General features: G+C 72.2%; 18 protein-coding genes and 1 tRNA gene. 11 read left to right on the forward strand and 8 right to left on the reverse strand.

Going from position 1 to position 18,223, the window contains the following annotated elements; translation table 11 throughout:
* Window positions 1-3 precede the first annotated feature (3 nt).
* Complete coding sequence (locus tag FB391_RS09945) at window positions 4-549, reverse strand: TetR/AcrR family transcriptional regulator (protein WP_141894253.1); 546 nt, start codon at window positions 547-549, stop codon at window positions 4-6.
* Window positions 550-612: 63 nt separating this feature from the next.
* Between FB391_RS09945 and FB391_RS09950 the strand changes: the two genes are divergently transcribed.
* The 6 genes from FB391_RS09950 to FB391_RS09975 all read left to right on the forward strand — a co-directional run bounded on the left by FB391_RS09950 (window position 613) and on the right by FB391_RS09975 (window position 7,350).
* Window positions 613-2,154: an MFS transporter gene (locus FB391_RS09950; RefSeq protein WP_425462945.1), complete on the forward strand. Its 1,542-nt coding sequence runs from the start codon at window positions 613-615 to the stop codon at window positions 2,152-2,154.
* Between the two features lie 7 nt (window positions 2,155-2,161).
* A complete protein-coding gene (locus FB391_RS09955; protein ID WP_141894254.1) occupies window positions 2,162-3,214 on the forward strand; it encodes a 3-isopropylmalate dehydrogenase in 1,053 nt (350 codons plus the stop codon).
* Window positions 3,215-3,250: 36 nt separating this feature from the next.
* Window positions 3,251-4,363: a branched-chain amino acid aminotransferase gene (locus FB391_RS09960; RefSeq protein WP_141894255.1), complete on the forward strand. Its 1,113-nt coding sequence runs from the start codon at window positions 3,251-3,253 to the stop codon at window positions 4,361-4,363.
* Between the two features lie 80 nt (window positions 4,364-4,443).
* Entirely contained in the window at window positions 4,444-5,253 is an 810-nt protein-coding gene (locus FB391_RS09965; RefSeq protein ID WP_141894256.1) for a fumarylacetoacetate hydrolase family protein, read from the forward strand.
* A gap of 35 nt (window positions 5,254-5,288) precedes the next feature.
* A complete protein-coding gene (locus FB391_RS09970; protein WP_141894257.1) occupies window positions 5,289-6,572 on the forward strand; it encodes an MFS transporter in 1,284 nt (427 codons plus the stop codon).
* On the forward strand, window positions 6,565-7,350 hold the full coding sequence (locus FB391_RS09975) for a class I SAM-dependent methyltransferase (protein ID WP_141894258.1): 786 nt from the start codon (window positions 6,565-6,567) through the stop codon (window positions 7,348-7,350). Before FB391_RS09970 ends, FB391_RS09975 begins: the two co-directional genes overlap by 8 nt.
* 40 nt (window positions 7,351-7,390) lie before the next feature.
* Here the strand turns inward: FB391_RS09975 and FB391_RS09980 are convergent, their stop codons facing one another.
* The 7 genes from FB391_RS09980 to FB391_RS10010 form a co-directional block, all read right to left on the reverse strand.
* Window positions 7,391-8,647: a type III PLP-dependent enzyme domain-containing protein gene (locus FB391_RS09980; RefSeq protein WP_141894259.1), complete on the reverse strand. Its 1,257-nt coding sequence runs from the start codon at window positions 8,645-8,647 to the stop codon at window positions 7,391-7,393.
* 5 nt (window positions 8,648-8,652) lie between these two features.
* Complete coding sequence (locus tag FB391_RS09985; protein ID WP_141894260.1) at window positions 8,653-9,039, reverse strand: RidA family protein; 387 nt, start codon at window positions 9,037-9,039, stop codon at window positions 8,653-8,655.
* Between the two features lie 40 nt (window positions 9,040-9,079).
* A complete protein-coding gene (locus tag FB391_RS09990) occupies window positions 9,080-10,741 on the reverse strand; it encodes an N-acyl-D-amino-acid deacylase family protein (protein ID WP_141894261.1) in 1,662 nt (553 codons plus the stop codon).
* Window positions 10,742-10,785: 44 nt separating this feature from the next.
* Window positions 10,786-11,469 carry a response regulator gene (locus FB391_RS09995; protein ID WP_425462946.1) on the reverse strand — a complete coding sequence of 228 codons (684 nt, stop codon included), beginning with the start codon at window positions 11,467-11,469 and terminating at the stop codon, window positions 10,786-10,788.
* Window positions 11,457-12,602 (reverse strand): sensor histidine kinase, encoded by a 1,146-nt coding sequence (locus FB391_RS10000; RefSeq protein ID WP_221886295.1) that lies wholly within the window; start codon window positions 12,600-12,602, stop codon window positions 11,457-11,459. The genes FB391_RS09995 and FB391_RS10000 overlap by 13 nt, the downstream gene beginning before the upstream one ends.
* Complete coding sequence (locus FB391_RS10005; protein ID WP_141894263.1) at window positions 12,599-13,255, reverse strand: DUF2306 domain-containing protein; 657 nt, start codon at window positions 13,253-13,255, stop codon at window positions 12,599-12,601. Before FB391_RS10005 ends, FB391_RS10000 begins: the two co-directional genes overlap by 4 nt.
* Window positions 13,256-13,381: 126 nt before the next feature.
* Window positions 13,382-14,452 carry an aminotransferase class V-fold PLP-dependent enzyme gene (locus tag FB391_RS10010; RefSeq protein ID WP_141894264.1) on the reverse strand — a complete coding sequence of 357 codons (1,071 nt, stop codon included), beginning with the start codon at window positions 14,450-14,452 and terminating at the stop codon, window positions 13,382-13,384.
* Window positions 14,453-14,534: 82 nt separating this feature from the next.
* On the opposite strand from FB391_RS10010, the gene FB391_RS10015 reads away from it, so the two are divergent.
* The 5 genes from FB391_RS10015 (at window position 14,535) to FB391_RS19925 (ending at window position 18,223) form a co-directional block, all read left to right on the forward strand.
* Entirely contained in the window at window positions 14,535-15,506 is a 972-nt protein-coding gene (locus tag FB391_RS10015; RefSeq protein WP_141894265.1) for a LysR family transcriptional regulator, read from the forward strand.
* 11 nt (window positions 15,507-15,517) lie between these two features.
* On the forward strand, window positions 15,518-17,047 hold the full coding sequence (gltX, locus tag FB391_RS10020; RefSeq protein WP_141894266.1) for a glutamate--tRNA ligase: 1,530 nt from the start codon (window positions 15,518-15,520) through the stop codon (window positions 17,045-17,047).
* Between the two features lie 70 nt (window positions 17,048-17,117).
* Window positions 17,118-17,189: transfer RNA gene (locus tag FB391_RS10025), tRNA-Gln, on the forward strand.
* A 196-nt stretch (window positions 17,190-17,385) separates the two neighbouring features.
* Complete coding sequence (locus FB391_RS10030) at window positions 17,386-17,586, forward strand: helix-turn-helix domain-containing protein (RefSeq protein WP_141894267.1); 201 nt, start codon at window positions 17,386-17,388, stop codon at window positions 17,584-17,586.
* Window positions 17,579-18,223 carry a hypothetical protein gene (locus FB391_RS19925; RefSeq protein ID WP_246093448.1) on the forward strand — a complete coding sequence of 215 codons (645 nt, stop codon included), beginning with the start codon at window positions 17,579-17,581 and terminating at the stop codon, window positions 18,221-18,223. Before FB391_RS10030 ends, FB391_RS19925 begins: the two co-directional genes overlap by 8 nt.

The following is an 18,223-nucleotide window of genomic DNA, read 5'->3' on the forward strand; positions in this document are numbered from 1 at the left end:
CACTCAGTCGCGCACGGTGCGCTCGACGAGCGCCACGAGCGCGTCGAGGGCTGCGCCGTCGGGAACCTTCGTGAGGGGCGCATCACCGCCGAGGGCGTTGTTGAAGTACAGCCCGTCGCTCACGAGCATGACGAGATCGAGGGCGGCGGCGTCGCGCGTGTGCGGACGCAGCGCATCCTCCCAGCGGGAGCGCATGTCGTGCAGTGCCGTGATCGCGGCGGCGTTGCCGGACTGCGCGAGCCGTGAGGCGGCGATGATCGCGCGGTCGAGGGGCTCGTCGTCCATCACGGACGAGCGCAGGAAGTAGGCGACCGGCCCCTCGGGCGCCGCGGCGATGGCCGCGAGGTCGGCGTCGACCAGTTCTGCCAGCCGCGCGATGAGGCCGGTTTCCATGGCCTCCTTGGTGCTGAAGTGGTACAGCAGGCCGCCCTTGGAGACCCCCGCAGCGCGGGCGGCGGCATCCATCGTCGCCGCACGCTCGCCGTCCTCGATGAGGATGCGCTCGAACGCGTCGAGCACCTTCTCGCGGGCCAGGGGAGGGCGGCTCATGGCGTCGATGCTATCGACAGCGGCTGCGGCATCCTGATACTATACCGGCTGGACGGTATAGAAATGATGACTCTTACTCAAGAACTCTCGCTCGCCGATGCCCAGGGCCGGAAGGTCGGATGGCGCGGCTGGGCGGCGCTCGTCGTGCTCATGCTGCCTGTGCTGCTGGTCTCGGTCGACAACACGGTGCTGAGCTTCGCGCTGCCCGAGATCGCGCTGGACCTCGAGCCCTCGAGCACCCAGCAGCTGTGGATCATCGACGCCTACCCGCTCGTCCTCGCCGGCCTGCTGGTGACGATGGGAACGCTCGGCGACAGGTTCGGCCGCCGGCGCATGCTGCTCATCGGCGCGACCGGGTTCGCGGCCGTCTCGGGGCTGGCCGCCTTCGCGCCCACGGCCGCCCTGCTCATCGCCGCGCGCGCGGGCATGGGAGTGTTCGGCGCGATGCTCATGCCGTCGACGCTGTCACTGCTGCGCAGCATCTTCACGGACCGCGACCAGCGGCGTCTGGCCATCGCGGTGTGGGCGGCCATGTTCTCGGCCGGCGCCGCACTCGGCCCCATCGTCGGCGGGCTGCTGCTGGAGCACTTCTCGTGGGGCTCGGTGTTCCTGCTGTCGGTGCCGGTGCTCATCCCGCTCCTGATCCTCGCGCCGCTGCTCGTGCCCGAGAGCCGTGATCCCCACCCCGGCCGGATCGACCCGCTGAGCATCGTGCTGTCGATGGCGACGATGATCCCGATCGTCTACGGCATCAAGGAGCTCGCCGCGCACGGATTCGGCGTCAGCGCCTGGCTCCCGGCGCTGCTCGGCCTCGGCTTCGGCGTGCTGTTCGTGCGCCGGCAGCTGCGGGCGGCCCAGCCGATGCTCGACATGCGGCTGTTCGGGCTGGGCACCTTCACCGGTGCGCTGCTGGTCAACCTCCTCAGCGTCGTCGCCCTGGTCGGCTTCCTGTTCTTCGTGGCGCAGCACCTGCAGCTGATCGTGGGACTGACCCCGCTGCAGGCGGGTCTGGCGCTCGTTCCGGGCCTGGTCATGATGATCGTGTCGGGTCTGGCGGTCGTGCCGATCTCGAAGAAGTGGCCTGCTCGCGTGGTCATCCCTGTGGCACTGGTCTTCTCCGTGGCCGGATATGTCACGGTCGCCCTCGCGACGAGCCCCGAGAGCATCGCCGCGCTCGTGGCCGCCTTCGTCTCGCTCGGCATCGGCATCGGCGCGGCAGAGACGGTCTCGAACGAGCTCGTGCTCGCCAGTGCGCCACCCGCCAAGGCGGGCGCGGCCAGCGCGGTGTCCGAGACGGCGTACGAGCTCGGAGCCGTGCTCGGCACCACCGTGCTCGGCGGCATCCTCACCGCCCTCTATCGCGCGAACCTGGTGATCCCCGCGGGTGTTCCGGACGCCGCGGCGGACGCCGCCGGCGAGACCCTCGCCGGCGCGGTGCACGTCGCCGACGGCATCGGCGGGTCCACCGGGACGGCGCTGTTCGAGGCTGCCGCCTCGGCGTTCGACGCCGGTGTGACGGTGACGGCGCTGATCGGCGCCGCCCTCGTCGTGATCGCGGGGGTCATCGCGGCCACTACCCTGGGAGAGTCCCGCCAGAAGTCGTAGGAGCACCATGTCGCGTGTCGTGAAACTGGCCGTCATCCCGGGTGACGGCATCGGTCCCGAGGTCATCGCCGAAGCGGAGAAGGTGCTGGATGCCGCCGTGTCGGGCAGCGACGTGCGGTTCGAGCCGACGCGCTTCTCGCTGGGCGCGGGGCGCTTCCTCGAGACGGGCGACACGCTGACGGATGCCGACCTGCAGGCCATCTCGGAGCACGACGCGATCCTGCTCGGCGCGGTCGGGGGAGTGCCGGGCGATCCGCGCCTCAAGGACGCCAACATCGAGCGAGGGCTGCTGCTGAAGCTGCGGTTCGCGCTCGACCACTACGTCAACCTCCGTCCGTCCAAGCTGTATCCGGGCGTCCCCGGGCCGCTCGCCGAGCCGGGCGACATCGACTTCGTCGTCGTGCGCGAGGGCACCGAGGGCCCGTACGTCGGCAACGGCGGGTCCATCCGCACCGGCACGCCGCACGAGATCGCCAACGAGACATCGGTCAACACGGCGTTCGGCGTGGAGCGAGTGGTGCGCTACGCGTTCGACCTCGCGGAGCGCCGGCGCAAGAAGGTGACGCTGGTCCACAAGACCAACGTGCTCGTCCACGCGGGCGGCATCTACCAGCGCATCGTCGACGCGGTGGCCGCCGAGCACCCCGAGGTCGCCGTAGACTATCTCCACGTCGACGCGGCCACCATCTTCCTGGTCACGAACCCGGGCCGCTTCGACGTGATCGTCACCGACAACCTCTTCGGCGACATCCTCACGGACCTGGCCGGCGCCGTCACCGGTGGCATCGGCCTCGCCGCCTCGGGCAACATCAACCCCGACGGCGCGTTCCCCTCGATGTTCGAGCCCGTGCACGGTTCGGCGCCCGACATCGCAGGCCAGCAGAAGGCCGATCCCACGGCCGCGATCCTCTCCGTCTCGCTGCTGCTCGACCATCTCGGGCTGCGTGACGAGGCCCAGCGCGTCACGATCGCCGTCGAGGAGGACATCGCCGCCCGTGGCTCGGCGCCCCGGACGACGACCGAGATCGGCGACGCCATCGCCGCCCGCCTCTCGGCTTAACCTGTATACGTCGCCGCACCGACGAAGGATGCACCCATGACCACCGAACTCCACCTGCAAGCGCCCTCGGCCTCCGGCCTCGTCTGGAACGTCCTTCCCGACGCCGAGCCGACGCCCGACGCCGAGCGCGAGGCGATCCTCGCCGATCCGGGCTTCGGCCAGCACTTCACCGACCACATGGTCGACATCTGCTGGTCCGAGAAGGGCGGGTGGCACCGCCCCCGCGTGCAGCCGTACGGTCCGATCCCGCTGGACCCGGCGGCGGCCGTGCTGCACTACTCGCAGGAGATCTTCGAAGGTCTCAAGGCGTACCGCCACGCCGACGGCTCGATCTGGACCTTCCGCCCCGACCGCAACGCCGCACGTCTGCAGCGCTCGGCGCGTCGCCTGGCACTGCCCGAGCTGCCGGCGGAGTACTTCCTCGAGTCGCTGCGCCAGCTCATCGCGGTGGACGGCGCCTGGGTGCCCTCCGCCCCCGAGACGAGCCTGTACCTGCGCCCGTTCATGTTCGCCAAGGAGGCCTTCCTGGGCGTGCGGGCCGCCAAGAAGGTCGCCTACTACCTGATCGCGAGCCCGGCCGGCGCCTACTTCACCGGCGGCGTCCAGCCGGTGAACATCGCCCTGTCCACGCGCTATGCGCGTGCCGGCCACGGCGGCACGGGCGCTGCCAAGACGGGCGGCAACTACGCGTCGAGCCTGCTGCCGCAGACGGAGGCGTACGAGAAGGGCTGCCAGCAGGTGCTCTTCCTCGACGGCTCGTACATCGAGGAGCTCGGCGGCATGAACCTCGTCCTCGTGACCGACGACGGCCGGCTCATCACCCCCGAGTCCGAGTCCATCCTCGAGGGCATCACGCTCGCGTCGATCCTGCAGCTCGCCCAGGACCGCGGGCTCACCGTCGAGCAGCGCAAGGTCACGATCGACGAGTGGCGCGAGGGCGCGGCATCCGGAGCCATCGTCGGCGCCTTCGCATGCGGCACCGCCGCCGTCGTGGTGCCCATCGGCAAGCTGATCGCCGACGACTACGAGATCGTGCACGAGGGCGACGCGTCGGCCGAGCTGGCGCTGTCGCTGCGCGAGGAGCTGACCGGCATCCAGTACGGCCGCGTCGAGGACCGCCACGGCTGGATGGTGCGTCTGGACGCCTGACCGCGAGACGTGTCGCGAAGCCCCCGCGGGCCGGTCCCGCGGGGGCTTCGCGCGTCCGGGGGTACGGCTAGGGTGAGTGCGTGAGGATCGCGCGCTTCAGCCACAACGACGCCATCAGATACGGGATCGTCGACGAGGGCGAGCTGGTCGTCCTCGCGGGCGACCCGATGTTCGCCGGGTACGACACGACGGGGGAGCGCGTGCCGCTCGGCGACGTGGCGCTGCTCGCACCGGTCATCCCGCGCTCGAAGATCGTGGCGGTCGGCCGCAACTACCGCGACCACGCCGCCGAGCTCGGCAACGACGTGCCCGCCGCCCCCATGCTGTTCTTCAAGCCGAACACGTCGGTCGTAGGCCCCGGCGACGCCGTGGTGCTGCCCGCAGGCTCGGACTTCATCAGCTTCGAAGGCGAGCTGGCGGCCGTCATCGGCCGCATCGCGAAGAACGTGCCCGCCGAGCATGCGCTGGAGTACGTGTTCGGCTACACGATCGCCAACGACCTGACCGCGCGGGACTGGCAGAAGACCGACGGTCAGTGGGCGCGCGCCAAGGGGTTCGACACCTCGTGCCCGCTCGGACCCGCGATCGAGACCGACTTCGACCCCGCCGGCGACGCCGTCATCACGACGCGGCTCAACGGAGAGGTGCGCCAGCAGGGACCCATCAGCGACATGATCTTCTCGCTCGCCGATGTGATCGCGTTCGCGTCCGCCGCGTTCACCCTCCTTCCGGGTGACGTCATCCTCACCGGGACGCCCGCCGGCGTGGGGCAGATCGTCGCGGGCGACACCGTCGAGGTCGAGATCACGGGGCTCGGGACGCTGCGCAACAGTGCCAGGGATGCCAATCATGGGACGGGAAGTGCGGACCGCGGGGCTCGGGACGCGTGACGCCGGGGCCTGTGCCGACAGCTGACGAAGGCGCGATGGCCGGCCTTCCGCTCGCTCCGACCGTCGACGAGGTCGCCCGCGTCCAGCGCCGCACCGTCTGGGTGCTGTCGCTGGGCCAGGTGCTCGGCGGTCTGGCGTTCGGCGCCACCCTGTCGCTGGGCGCGGTGCTCGCCGCGGAGCTGTCGGGCAATGAATCGCTGTCAGGGCTGGCAGCGGCATCCATCACCCTCGGTACGGCGCTGACGGCCGTCCCGCTCGCCGCGATCGCCCGCCGTCGCGGCCGGCGGCTCTCGCTCACGACCGGCATGGCGGTCGCCCTCGCGGGCGTGGCGCTCGTGATCGTGGCCGTCGGGCTGCAGGCGTTCCCGCTGCTGCTGGTCGGCTTCGCGATCATCGGCGCCGGGCAGGCCGCCAACCTGCAGTCGCGCTTCGCGGCGGCCGACCTGGCGACGGACGCCTCGCGCGGGCGCGATCTGTCGATCGTGGTGTGGGCGACCACGATCGGCGCCGTCCTCGGCCCGAACCTCGTGGGGCCGGGCGAGGTGCTGGGCGATGCCGTCGGCATGCCTGCGCTGACCGGGCCCTACCTCTTCACGATCGTCGCGCAGGCGCTCGCGATCGTGCTGTACGCCGTCCTGATGCGGCCGGACCCGCTGCTGCTGGCGCAGCGGGTCACCGCGAGCACGCCCGCGGCCGCCCGCGCCATCGCCCGCGCCGACCGGCCCGTCGCGGCGCGCTATGCGATCTTCGCGGTGGCGGCCGCACACGGCACGATGGTGTCGATCATGGCGATGACGCCGGTTCATCTCACGCACCTGACCCACGGCGACTCGGACGCCGCGACGCTGTCGATCATCGGGCTCACGATCAGTCTGCACATCGCCGGCATGTATGCGCTCTCGCCGGTGTTCGGCATCCTCTCCGACCGCGTCGGGCGCGTGCCGACCATCCTCGTGGGTCAGGCGCTGCTCGCCGCCGCGCTGCTCACCGCCTCGTTCGGTCAGGACTCCACCGTCGCCGTGACCGTGGCCCTCGTCCTGCTCGGGCTCGGCTGGAGCGCGTCGACGGTCGCCGGCGCGACGCTTCTCGTCGAGTCCTCGTCCGAAGATCTGCGCACCCGGCGCCAGGGCATCAGCGACTTCACCATGAGCATCGTCGGCGGCGCGGGTGCGATCGTCGCCGGCGGCCTTCTGGGCTGGATCGGCTACGGCGGGCTGGCGCTGGTCGTCATGGTCCTGGTGGCGGCATCGGTCCTCATGGCACCGCTGGGGTGGCGCGCGTCACGACGACCGGCGACGGAGGGGAACACCGGTGGCTGACTGGTCCGATGTCGGAGAGGCCTACGCCGCGTCGTTCGCCGCGCTGTGCGCGGGGTCCGTCGACGCCGTGCTCGACGAGGCCGAGGCCCGCACCGACGGCAGGGTGCTGCTCGACGTCGGCACCGGACCGGGCACGGTGGCTGCGGCCGCCGCCGCCCGCGGGTGGAACGCCGCCGGCGTCGATGCCGAAGAGTCGATGCTGCAGACCGCCCGTCGGCTGCACCCCGGCCTGCCCTTCGCGCTCGGCACGCTGCCGCGGCTCGGGGTCGAACCCAGGACCGCGGATGCCGTCACGGCGAACTTCGTGCTGAACCACGTGCCCGACGCGCGCCTGTCGGCCCGCGAGCTCGCCCGTGTCGCCACGCCGGACGGCGTGGTCGTCGTGACCGTCTGGCACGGCGTCACGAGTCCGCTCCGCCCGATGTGGGACGCCGTGCTGGATGCCGTGGGGATCGATCGCCCCGCCGACAAGACGCTGCCCGCCGACAAGGACTTCGGCCGCGATGCCGACGGCGTGGCGGCGATGCTCCGCGACGGCGGACTCGCCGACGTGCGGGCGCGGGTCATCGCGTGGGACTACGCGTTCGAGCCGGCCGGGCTGTGGGCGGGTGTCGAGGGCGGCGTGGCCACCGTGGGCGGGATCTACCGTGCGCAGGATGCCGCCACGCGGGCGCGCATGGCAGACGCCTACGAACGGGTGACGAGCGAATTGTCTGGCGCCGACGGGCGCGTCATCGTGACGCACGCCGCGGTCCTGGTCTCGGGCCGCCCCGCCTGAGCCCGGACGGCTCGAGACCGGCGCGACCCGCCGGCTCGGCTCAGAAGCGCGTCTCGACGAGATCGACGACGACGGCGGTCGCCGGATCGAAGGTGTCATCGTCGAGCGAGGGAACCACGGGCACCAGACGCCACTTGTCGAACATCGTGCACGGGTGCGACAGCCCGAACACGACGAGATCCCCGACGGCGAGCGAGGAGTCGGCCGGGATGCTCACGAAGCCGTGCTGGTCGCTGAGCTTCGTCATCGCGGCATCCGGCAGCGCGTGGCGATCGCCCGACGCCGTGACGGCGTACAGGGGGAGCGGGAGCCCTTCGTCGTAGGGGAAGTCTCGCTTGCCGGCATCCACGATCGCCAGCGTCGGCTCGGTCCGCGACACCACACGGGCGATGCCGCGGGCCGCGGGCCGCAGGCCGGCCGCCTCGAACGGCGAGTTGGCCCGGTAGTAGCCATGGTCGTGCACGACGTACGCGCCGGACCGCAGCACGAATCGCGCGGTGTCGCCGCCGGCTGCCGCGGCGGCGAAGGCGGTGCCGACGACGTCGGGGTACGCGCTCCCGCCGGCGGTCACGAGGATGTCGCCGTCGTCGTACAGCGGTGCGAGCGCGGCGTGCACAGCAAGCAGCTCCTCGACGTACGTGCGCGCCGAATCCAGCGCGTCGGACGACCTCCCGTGTGCGACGGAGCCCTCGTAGCCCGCCACGCCGGCCAGTCGCACCGCGGACGAGGCAGCGATCCGCTCGGCCAGCGCGACGGCCGCGTCGTACGAGCGGGCGCCGGTGCGCCCGCCGACGCGCCCGACGTCGACGAGCACCTCGAGGGGGTGCTCCGGCTCGCCGCCGAGGACGCGCTCGATGCCCGTGACCGCCGCGGGGTCGTCCACCCAGCTCCAGATGCGCGTGCCGGCGGCCACGGCGGCAGCCGTCCACCGGATCGCCTCCGGCTGCACGAGCTGGTTGGCGAGCATGACGGCCGCGATGCCGGCACCGACCGCCACGCGCAGCTGCGAGGGGGTGGCGACCGTGATGCCGGTGGCTCCGGCATCCAGCTGACGATGCCACAGCGCCGGTGCCATCGTCGTCTTGCCGTGCGGCATGAGCTCCAGGCCGCGCGCGGCGACCCAGCCGGCGAGGAACGCGATGTTGTCGTCGAGCGCGGCCTGATCGAGCACCACGAGCGGAGTCCACAGCTCGGCGAGCCGCGGCTCGCGCGCGAGGAACCCGGCGATCGTCGCCCCGGCGGCGGGGGCGGGGAGGCCCTTCTCGTCGCCCGTGAGGGCGTCGCGTGCGGACGGCACCGCGCTCACGCCCCCGGCAGGACCGCGACGACGTCGATCTCGACGAGGATGTCGTACAGGTCCGACCCCACGGTGGTGCGCACGGGGTACGGCTCGGCGAACAACTCGGCGTACGCGCGGTTGTACTCGGCGAAGTCGCGCTTGAGATGCTGCAGGTGCGCGGTCACCTTGACGACATCGTCGAACGAGGCGCCCTTGGCCTCGAGCACGCTGCGGACGTTGCGCAGCACCTGCTGCGTCTGCTCGTACACGCCGCCGGGCACGACCTCGCCGGTGGCGGGGTCCTGCGGGCCGAACCCGGCGGTGAACAGCAGCCCCGCCGCGGCGACACCGTGGCTGTACGGGCCCGCGGGCTTGGGGGCGTTCTGGATCAGGACGGCTTCTTTGGCCATGGTGTTTCCCATCTGTCTCGGAGTGGTGGAGGTTCCTTTGTCACGAACCGTGCCGAGCGGGCGCCGGTTGCGACAGCGGAAGCGGGTGCGAAGAGGGGAAGTGGATGCCGGCGGCCGAGCCTGCGCGACGCAGACCACGGCCGGGCCGGGCGCCGGTGAGCGTGCCGTCGCGCAGCACGTGCACGCCGTTGACGAACACGTCGTCGATGCCGACGGCGAGGGCGCCGGGGTCGTCGTAGGTGGCGGCGTCGCGGACGCGGAGCGGGTCGACGATCGCGATGTCGGCGGCGGCCCCCGTCCGCAGGACCCCGCGACCGTCGAGCCCGAAGCGCTCGGCGGTCCGGGCCGCCAGGTGCACGGCCGCGCCCTCCCATTCGAAGGAGCGTCCGACGTACGTCCCGAGCATCCGCGCGAAAGCGCCGGCCGCGCGCGGATGCGGGACAGCGCCCACGAAGATGCCGTCCGAACCGCCGGTGTGACCGTCGAGCGCGAAGAGGCGCGCGAGGTTCTCCACCGGGCGCTCGTCGCGCACCGCCATCACCGCGTTGACCTCGAGCCGGCCGGCGACGAGTAGATCGAGCGTCGCGTCCACGACGTCGGTGCCGCGGCGACCGGCGATCTCGGCGATCGTCAGCCCCGGGGCCCACGCCCACTCCGGCGACGGCGTGTGCCCAATGCGGATCATCGAGGGCCAGTCGGGGCCGAGGCTCGGCTTGTCTGCCACGGCCGGGAACCACGCGTCGCGCAGCCGCGTGCGCTCGACCGGGTCGGTCAGGCGCGCCACCGCGTCGTCGACGTCGAGCGCGCTGTACTCGGGCGGCAGCACGGCCATCGACACGAGCGTGCACCCGCGCGTGTACGGGTACATGTCGAAGGTCAGGTCGGCCCCCGCGGACGCGGCATCCGCGAGCAGCCGCTCGGCGTCGTCGGCGTCCACGTGCAGGTGCGACACGTGACCGCGCACACCGCCGTGCCTGTCGCCGGCGGCGCAGATGGCGACGACCTCGGCGAGACCGGCCGCGGTGTTCGCCTCGTACCCGCCTCGCATGTGCGTGACGTACAGGGCGCCGGCCGACGCGAGGGGGACGCACAGCCCCGCGAGCTCCTCGGCGTCGGCGAAGACGCCCGGCACGTAGTCGAGCCCGGTCGACAGCCCGAGCGCGCCGGCGTCGAGCCCCTCGGCCACGAGCCGCTGCATCTCGGCCAGCTGGACGGCATCCGCCCGCGCCGTCTGCATGCCCATCACCTCGTGCCGGACAGTGCCGGCCGGAACGAGATAGCCGACGTTGAGGGGTGTGGCGTCGTCGTACGACGCGAGCAGTGCGGCGACGCCGCCGCCCGCGTACGTGGGGTGCGCGCCGTTGATGGCGGCGAAGTAGCGGGACGCCCACGCGCCGTCACCGGGTGCGTACGAGACGCCGTCCTGCCCGCCGATCACCGTGGTCACGCCCTGTCGCAGCAGCGCGAGCTGGACGCCGGGGTCGAAGACCCGCCCATCGACGTGCGCGTGCGCGTCGATGAGGCCGGGCATCACGAACCTGCCGGTCGCGTCGACCACGGCATCCCCCGGCCGGTCGTCGACCTCGCCGATCGCCCCGATCCGGTCGCCCGCGATCTCGACGTCGGCGCGCCGCCGCGGCATGCCCGTGCCGTCGACCACGACGCCGCCACGCAGCACAGTGCGGTGCGAGTGTGCGGACATGCGGCCTCCGTCGGTGCGGGATCCGGCCGACCCGCCTCAGCAGTCTATTTCTCGACGACTCCGCGCCCGGCGCGGTCGCGCTCATGGGCCCAGATCGCCAGTTCGACGCGGTTGCGCGCGCCGAGCTTGGACATGATGCTGCCCACGTGCGTCTTCACGGTGCTGAGCGACAGATGCAGCTCGTGGCCGATCTCGGGATTGCCCAGACCGCGGGCCAGCGCGGCCAGCACCTGCTCCTCCCGGCCCGTGAGCGGGCTCGCGGGCGACGGCGGGGCGTGCCCCGACCGCGGCGCGTCCGCGAACACCCCGATCAGCCGTACGGTGACGGCCGGGTCGATGAGCGCGTCGCCGCGGGCGGCGGCGTGCACGGCCTCGGCGAACAGGGCGGGTCCGGCGTTCTTCAGCAGGAAGCCGCGGGCGCCCGACCGGAGCGCCTCGTACACGTACTCGTCGAGGTCGAAGGTCGTCATGACGACGACCGCGAGCGGATCGGCGACGCCGGGGCCCGCGAGGGCGCGGGTCGCCGCCAGCCCGTCCATGCCGGGCATGCGGATGTCGAGCAGGCTCACGTCGGGGCGCAGGTCGCGAGCCATCTCGACGGCCTCGGCGCCGTCGGCGGCTTCGGCCACCACCTCGATGCCGGGTTGCGCGCCGAGGATCACGCGCAGTCCGGTGCGCACCAGCTCTTGATCGTCGGCGATCAGCACGCGCACCGTCACGACGCCCATCCTGCCCGAGGCAGGTGCGCGGTGACGAGCCAGCCGCCGTCGGCCGCGGGACCTGCGGCCAGCGTGCCTCCCAGCAGAGCCGCCCGCTCCGCCATGCCGGTCAGCCCGAATCCGGGACCGACGGATGCCGCGGCGTGCCCGTCGTCGCGGATGTCGAGGCGAGCGCCCTCACCGTCGACGCGCAGGCGCACCTCGACCGCCGTCGCGTCGCGGGCATGCCGGACGGCGTTCGTCGTCGCCTCCTGGGCGATCCGGAACACGGACATCGCCACCGCGGAGGGCAGCGAGTCCGCATCTGCGTCGACGTCGACCCGCACCTGGAGCCCCCGTGACGAGCCGGCGGTGCTCCGGGTGCCCGCCAGGGCGCGCAGGTCGTCGAGGCCCGCGGCCGGGGCGACGGCGCCTGCGCCGGGCTCGCGCAGCAGCCGGACCATCGACCGCAGCTCGTCGAGGGTGCGAGAGGCCTCGCGGTCGATGCGGTGCAGCACGGTCACGGTCGCGGCGGGGTCGTCCGCGGCGAGGATCGCCCCCGCCTGCGCCTGGACGGCGATCGCCGACACGTGATGGGCGACGGTGTCGTGCAGGTCGCGGGCGAACCGCTCGCGTTCGAGCAGGCGGGCGCGTTCGAGCTCGCGTGAATGCGCCCGTGAGCGCCAGCGCAGGGCGAGGCCGAGGCTCGCGGTCGCGACCACCACCGCGATCCCGCCGACGAGGTCGCCCGCCTGCGGTCTGTCGGCGAGGAACGACAGCAGCGTGCCGCCGGCGACGAGCAGCACCCCGCCCAGCGCGGAGCGGCCCGACCCCCAGCGGAACACGGCATAGACGAGGATCAGGAACCACGCCGACGCGATCAGCTGCGGGTCGCCGCCCACGATGAGCCCGGCGATCGTGCCGGTGCCGAACGCGATCGCCAGCATCGTGAACGGCCGCTCCCGCCGCCACAGCAGCGTCGGGATCAGCGCGGTGAGCACGACGGCCCACACCCACCGCGAGGGCACATCGGTCCGCAGCGCCGCTTCGGCGAAGGTGAGCGGGGGAAGGATGCCGACGAGCGCCCAGTCCCGCCACGTCCGCCGTGGCGGTCGAGGCAGAGCGGGCGGCGCGTCCCACATCGCGCTCAGCGCGCTGGTCATGCGCTCAGACTAGGGCGGCGACGCCGCCGGATGACGACTTCGGCGACCGCGAGGTTGACCGCCCATCCGAGCCCCATCAGCAGATCGTGCACCGGCACTCCGGGTGCGCCGAGCAGCAGCGTCCACGGCAGGAAGACGACCGCCTGCGTGCCGGCCCCGAGGCCGATCGCGTACGCCCGCGTCATCCAGGCGCTGTGGGTGGCCGCATCCCCGCGCCGGATCGCGACGACGGCCACGACGATGGCGGCGGCCATGGCCGGTGCCAGCACGACCCGCAGGCCGAACAGCAGCGGGCCGTCGGTGTCGGGGAGGTCCGAGAACAGCGTCATCCACACCGCCGACAGCGCCGACAGCAGACCGGCGGGCGCGGCGATCCGGCCCGAGACACGGTGCCACCGCCGTCGTCGCAGCGACGGTGCGAACTGCAGCGCGCCCAGCACGAGGAACAGGCTCGAACCCACGATGTGCACGATGACCGGCACGGGGAAGTCGAAGAAGCGGGCGTTGCCCGCCGTCACGGGTCCGCCGGCGGCGAGTTGCGTGAGGCGCAGCGTGCCCGCGAGCATGGGCACGAGGCTCACGGCGATGAGCCCCGCGGGGACGAGCCATTCCGGACGACGTGGGCGCGTGCGGCGCGCGGCGGTGACGGTCATGGCTCGATGCTCGCGCCGCCTCGCCTTCCTGCACATCGGCCTCGAGGCTCGACCGCCTCGGCCGATCGGCCGACCCGATCGGTGCCCGTGCCGTGCCGCGCCGCCGTCTCGCCGGTCCGTGCCGGATCAGCGACCGAGCGCGGCGAGAGCCAGGTCGACGTCGTCGCCGTCGTTGAAGACGTGGAATGCGACGCGGGCGCGCCCGGCGCGACCGGACGCGGTGATGCCGGCGGCGGTGAGCCGGGCGAGGTCGCACCCCTCGGGATCGTCCCATGTGACGATCGCCGACGCGCGCGCGGGCACCGGCAGCCCCATGCCCGTGCGGAACGCGGTCGCGAGCCCGGTCGCGTGCGCATGCAGGTCGGCCGGATCGAGGGCGGCGAACAGCTCGAGTGCCGGCGCCGCGCCCACGAACGCCTGCCAGGCCGGCGACACGTCGAACCGGCGCGCGTCGGCGGCGAGTTCGACGTCGCCCCCGTAGCACGACGACCACGGGTCGTCGCCGGCGTACCAGCCGGCGTGGATCGGCGTCATGCGAGAGGCGAGCCGCTCCGACAGGGCGAGGAACGCGACGCCGCGCGGCGCGCAGAGCCACTTGTACGCGTGGCACACGACGGCGTCGAAATCGGATGCCGCGACGGGAAGCCACCCGATCGCCTGGGTCGCATCGCACATCGTCATCGCGTCGGCACGGGCCGCGGCGGCGACGATGGCGGCGGCATCCGCGACCTCTCCGGTGGCGGACTGCACGATCGAGAACGCGACGAGCGCGGTGTCGGCGCGGACGTGGGCGGCGAGATCGTCGAGCGGTGCGGTACGGACCCGGATGCCGCGCCCGGCGTGCTGGAACGGCAGCACCATCGACGAGAACTCGCCCTCCGGGACCAGCACCTCGGCTCCGTCGGGCAGCGAGGCGGCGACGAGGCCGGCGGCGACGGAGGTCTGCGATCCGATCGCGACGCGCTCGGCACCGACGCCCACGAGAGAGCCGAACAGCGCGCGAGAGCGCTCCACCGCCGCGCAGTACGCGGTGAGGTCGACTCGTCCTGCAGCGGCGGCGTCGAGATCGGCGATGACCGCGGCCCGCGTGGACCGGCTCGGGAGCCCCGTCGTGCAGGCCGCGAGGTAGTCGCGGCCGCCGGGGAACTCGCGCTGCGCGGCCCGGATCGCGGGGGAGGAGTCGACCAGTGCGGACATGCCCTCCAGCCTGGAGGAGCCTATTGCACACGTCTACGGCAGGTATCCCATGAAACCCATAACGCACGCTTATGCTCGGTGCATGACGGAAGTCTTCGACGACGACCCCGGGTTCGACGCGAGGGAGCTGCGGCTGGTCAAGGCCGTCGCGGATGCCGGCTCCATCACGGGGGCGGCGCTCGAACTCGGCTACAGCCAGCCGGCGGTCAGCCAGCAGCTCAAGCGTCTGGAGCAGCGCCTCGGCGTCGCGCTCGTCGAGCGCGTGGGCCGCAGCGTCCGCCTCACCGACGCCGGCAGGATCCTCGCGCGGCACGCGCCCGCCGTGACCACCGCGCTGGATGCCGCTGCGGGCGAGCTCGCAGAACTGCAGGGCCTGCGCGCGGCGCGCGTGAGGCTCATGGCCTTCCCGTCGGCCTCGCCGACCGTCGTGCCGAGGCTGCTGGCCGAGCTCGCGGTGCGGCATCCCGGCATCTCGCTGACGTACGTCGAGGCGGAGCCGCCTGAGGCCGTCGAGGCGGTACGCGAGGACCGCACCGATATCGCACTGACGTTCAGCTACCCGGGCGACCGCGACGATCCCCACGGGTCGAGTGCACGGGGCCTGGATGTGCGCTCGATCGGCGTCGACGAGATGCTCGCCGTGCTCCCCGAGGGCCATCCCGGGGCCGGCACCGCGTCGGTCGACGTGGCCGCGCTCGCCGACGACGCCTGGATCGCGGGCTGCCCCCGCTGCCGGGGTCACCTGCTGGAGCTGTGCGGCCGCGCCGGCTTCGCGCCGCGCATCGCGTTCGAGACCGACAACTTCGTCGCCGTCGAGGGACTCGTCGCGCAGGGCATCGGCGTCGCGACGCTGCCGCGCATGGCGATCGAATCGTTCCCGCAGCTGCCGGGGCTCGCGATCGTTCCGCTGCCGGCGGGGGAGCAGCGCACGATCCACACGGTGACGGCGCGCGGGGCCGACCGCGTCCCGGCCGTGCGGGCGACGCTCGCGGCCCTGGCCCGCCTCGTCACGGGCCCGTCGGGCGACCCCGGCGCGACGGCATCCGCGAACTAGACTTGCAGGCGATGTCTTCTTCGCCTGATCCCCGCACCACGACCGCCACCGGCGCCGACGTCCGCGTCCGCTTCTGCCCGTCGCCGACCGGCCTTCCGCACGTCGGACTGATCCGCACCGTGCTGTTCAACTGGGCCTACGCGCGGCACAACGGCGGCAAGCTGATCTTCCGCATCGAAGACACCGATGCGGCCCGCGACAGCGAAGAGAGCTACCAGCAGCTGCTCGATGCGCTGCGCTGGCTCAAGATCGACTGGGACGAGGGCGTCGAGGTCGGCGGGCCCCACGCGCCGTACCGCCAGTCGCAGCGCCACGACATCTACCGCGACGTGCTCGACAAGCTGATCGCCGCCGGAGCGGTCTACGAGAGCTACTCGACGGCGGAAGAGATCGACGCGCGCAACGAGGCGAACGGCCGCGCCAAGCAGCTCGGCTACGACAACTACGACCGGGGCCTCACCGACGAGCAGAAGCAGGCCTTCCGCGCGGAGGGCCGCGAGCCGGCGTGGCGCCTGCGCGTGCCCGACGAGGACCTCACGTACGTCGACCTGATCCGCGGCGAGGTGACGTTCCCGGCAGGATCGTTCCCCGACTTCGTGCTCGTGCGTGCGGGGGGTGTGCCGCTGTACCCGTTCGTGAACCCTGTCGACGACGCGCTGATGGGCATCACCCACGTGATCCGCGGCGAGGACCTCATGCCGTCCACCGCACGTCAGCTGGCCCTGTACCGGGCGCTGGTGGATGCCGGCGTCACCACCTTCATCCCGCGCTTCGCGCACATGCCGCTCGTGCTGGGCGAAGAGGGCAACAAGAAGCTCTCGAAGCGCGACCCGAAGGCCGACCTGTTCCTGCAGCGCGACAAGGGCTTCATCCACGAGGGGCTGCTCAACTACCTCGCCCTGCTCGGCTGGTCGATCGGGCCGGACCGCGACGTCTTCTCGCTCGAAGAGCTGGTGGCGGCGTTCGACATCGTCGACGTCAACCCCAACCCTGCCCGCTTCGACCAGAAGAAGGCCGAGTCCATCAACGGCGATCACATCCGGATGCTGGCGCCCGACGACTTCGCGGCGCGCCTGGTCCCCTACCTCGTGGCCGCGGCGGTCGTCGAAGAACCCCCGACGCCTGCGCAGCAGGCCATGCTGTCGGCCGCGGCACCGCTCGTCCAGGAGCGAATGCAGCTGCTCGGCGACGCGCCGGGCCTGCTGGGCTTCCTGTTCACGAATGACTTCGCGTATCAGGACGATGCGCTCGCGTCGCTTCCGGCCAACGCGAACGAGGTGCTCGTGGCCTCGGTGGGCGCCCTGGAGCTCGTGCCCGACACGGACTTCTCGGCCGCCGCGGTGCAGGATGCCCTTGCCGGCGCGCTCATCACGCCCGCCGAGGACGGCGGGCTCGGCCTCAAGCCGCGCGTCGCATACGGCCCGCTGCGCGTCGCGCTGAGCGGTCGCCGCGTCTCGCCGCCGCTGTTCGAGTCGATGGAGCTGCTCGGCAAAGCCGAGACGATCCGGCGCCTGGGCGCACTGGTCGACGCGCGCGGGTAGCGCCTCGGTTTGGAGCAGGTGCCGCGGTGACGTAGACTCATTCCTCGGCACCGCTTCGGCGGAAACGCCTTGGGGTATGGTGTAATTGGCAACACGGCTGATTCTGGTTCAGTTGTTCTTGGTTCGAGTCCAGGTACCCCAGCACTGTTTTTTGCAGGATTCCGCAGCAGAATCCACCCTCGTTTAGAGGCCCTTCCACCCGTCTGACCGGGTCCGGGACCAGAAACGGGACCAAGAACCCTTCCGCACGTCTGCGGGCCGGGTCGGTGTCCCGATCTCCACGCTCTGGTGGCATCTCGTACGGGTGTCCACGGGGGATGTCGGCGCACCTGATGTGCATGGACATCGGCACTTCCGGCGTCGCACCGCCGGACTTCAAGACGCAGGCGGAGATCGCCGACATCATCAAGGTGCCCGAGCGCACGCTCGAGGACTGGCGCCTGAACCATGTCGGTTCGCCGTACATGAAGCTCGGCCGGCACGTCCGCTATGACCTCGCCGAGGTCTTCGCCTGGGCGCGGGAGCAGCGTCATGCCTAGGCCGCGGATCCAGGCAGGCGAGATCGGCGCGGTGCAGATCACGAAGCTCGCCGGAGGGCGGGTCCGTGCCCGCGCCCGGATGCGTGACGACGCAGGCGAGGTCCGGCAGCTCAAGGCCACGGGTACCACCGAAGAGGACGCGCGCGCCGAGCTTCGGCGTCTGGTGGGGTCGTTGACGTCAGGCGGTGCCGGCGCGCTCACGGGGTCGAGCACGATCGCCGAGGCGGCCGACGCCTGGTTGGTGCAGGCGAACGCGCGTGCCGACGCCGGAAGCCTCGCGCACTCGAAGCTCGAGTCCTACGAGTCGGCCGTGCGACTCATCCTGAAGCCCATGTGCGGCGCCGTCACGCTGGATCAGCTCACGGTCGGTCGCTGCGACCGGATCATCCAGGGCATCATGCGCGAGGGCTCGCTCTCGAAGGCCCGCAAGGCCCGAGCGGTGCTCGGACTGATCTGCGGCTACGCGGTGCGGGATGACGCGATCCCTCGCAATCCCGTCCGCGACGTGCAGCGGCTGCCGATGCCGGAGAAGAAGACCTCCGTTCTCACGCCGAACAGGTCGCCGCGATCCGGGACCTTATGCATCGGTGGCGGGCGACCGGTGGTCCCGGACCCCGCCCGAACTACCGGGCGCTGA

The organism is Microbacterium kyungheense (assembly GCF_006783905.1).
GTDB lineage: Bacteria > Actinomycetota > Actinomycetes > Actinomycetales > Microbacteriaceae > Microbacterium > Microbacterium kyungheense.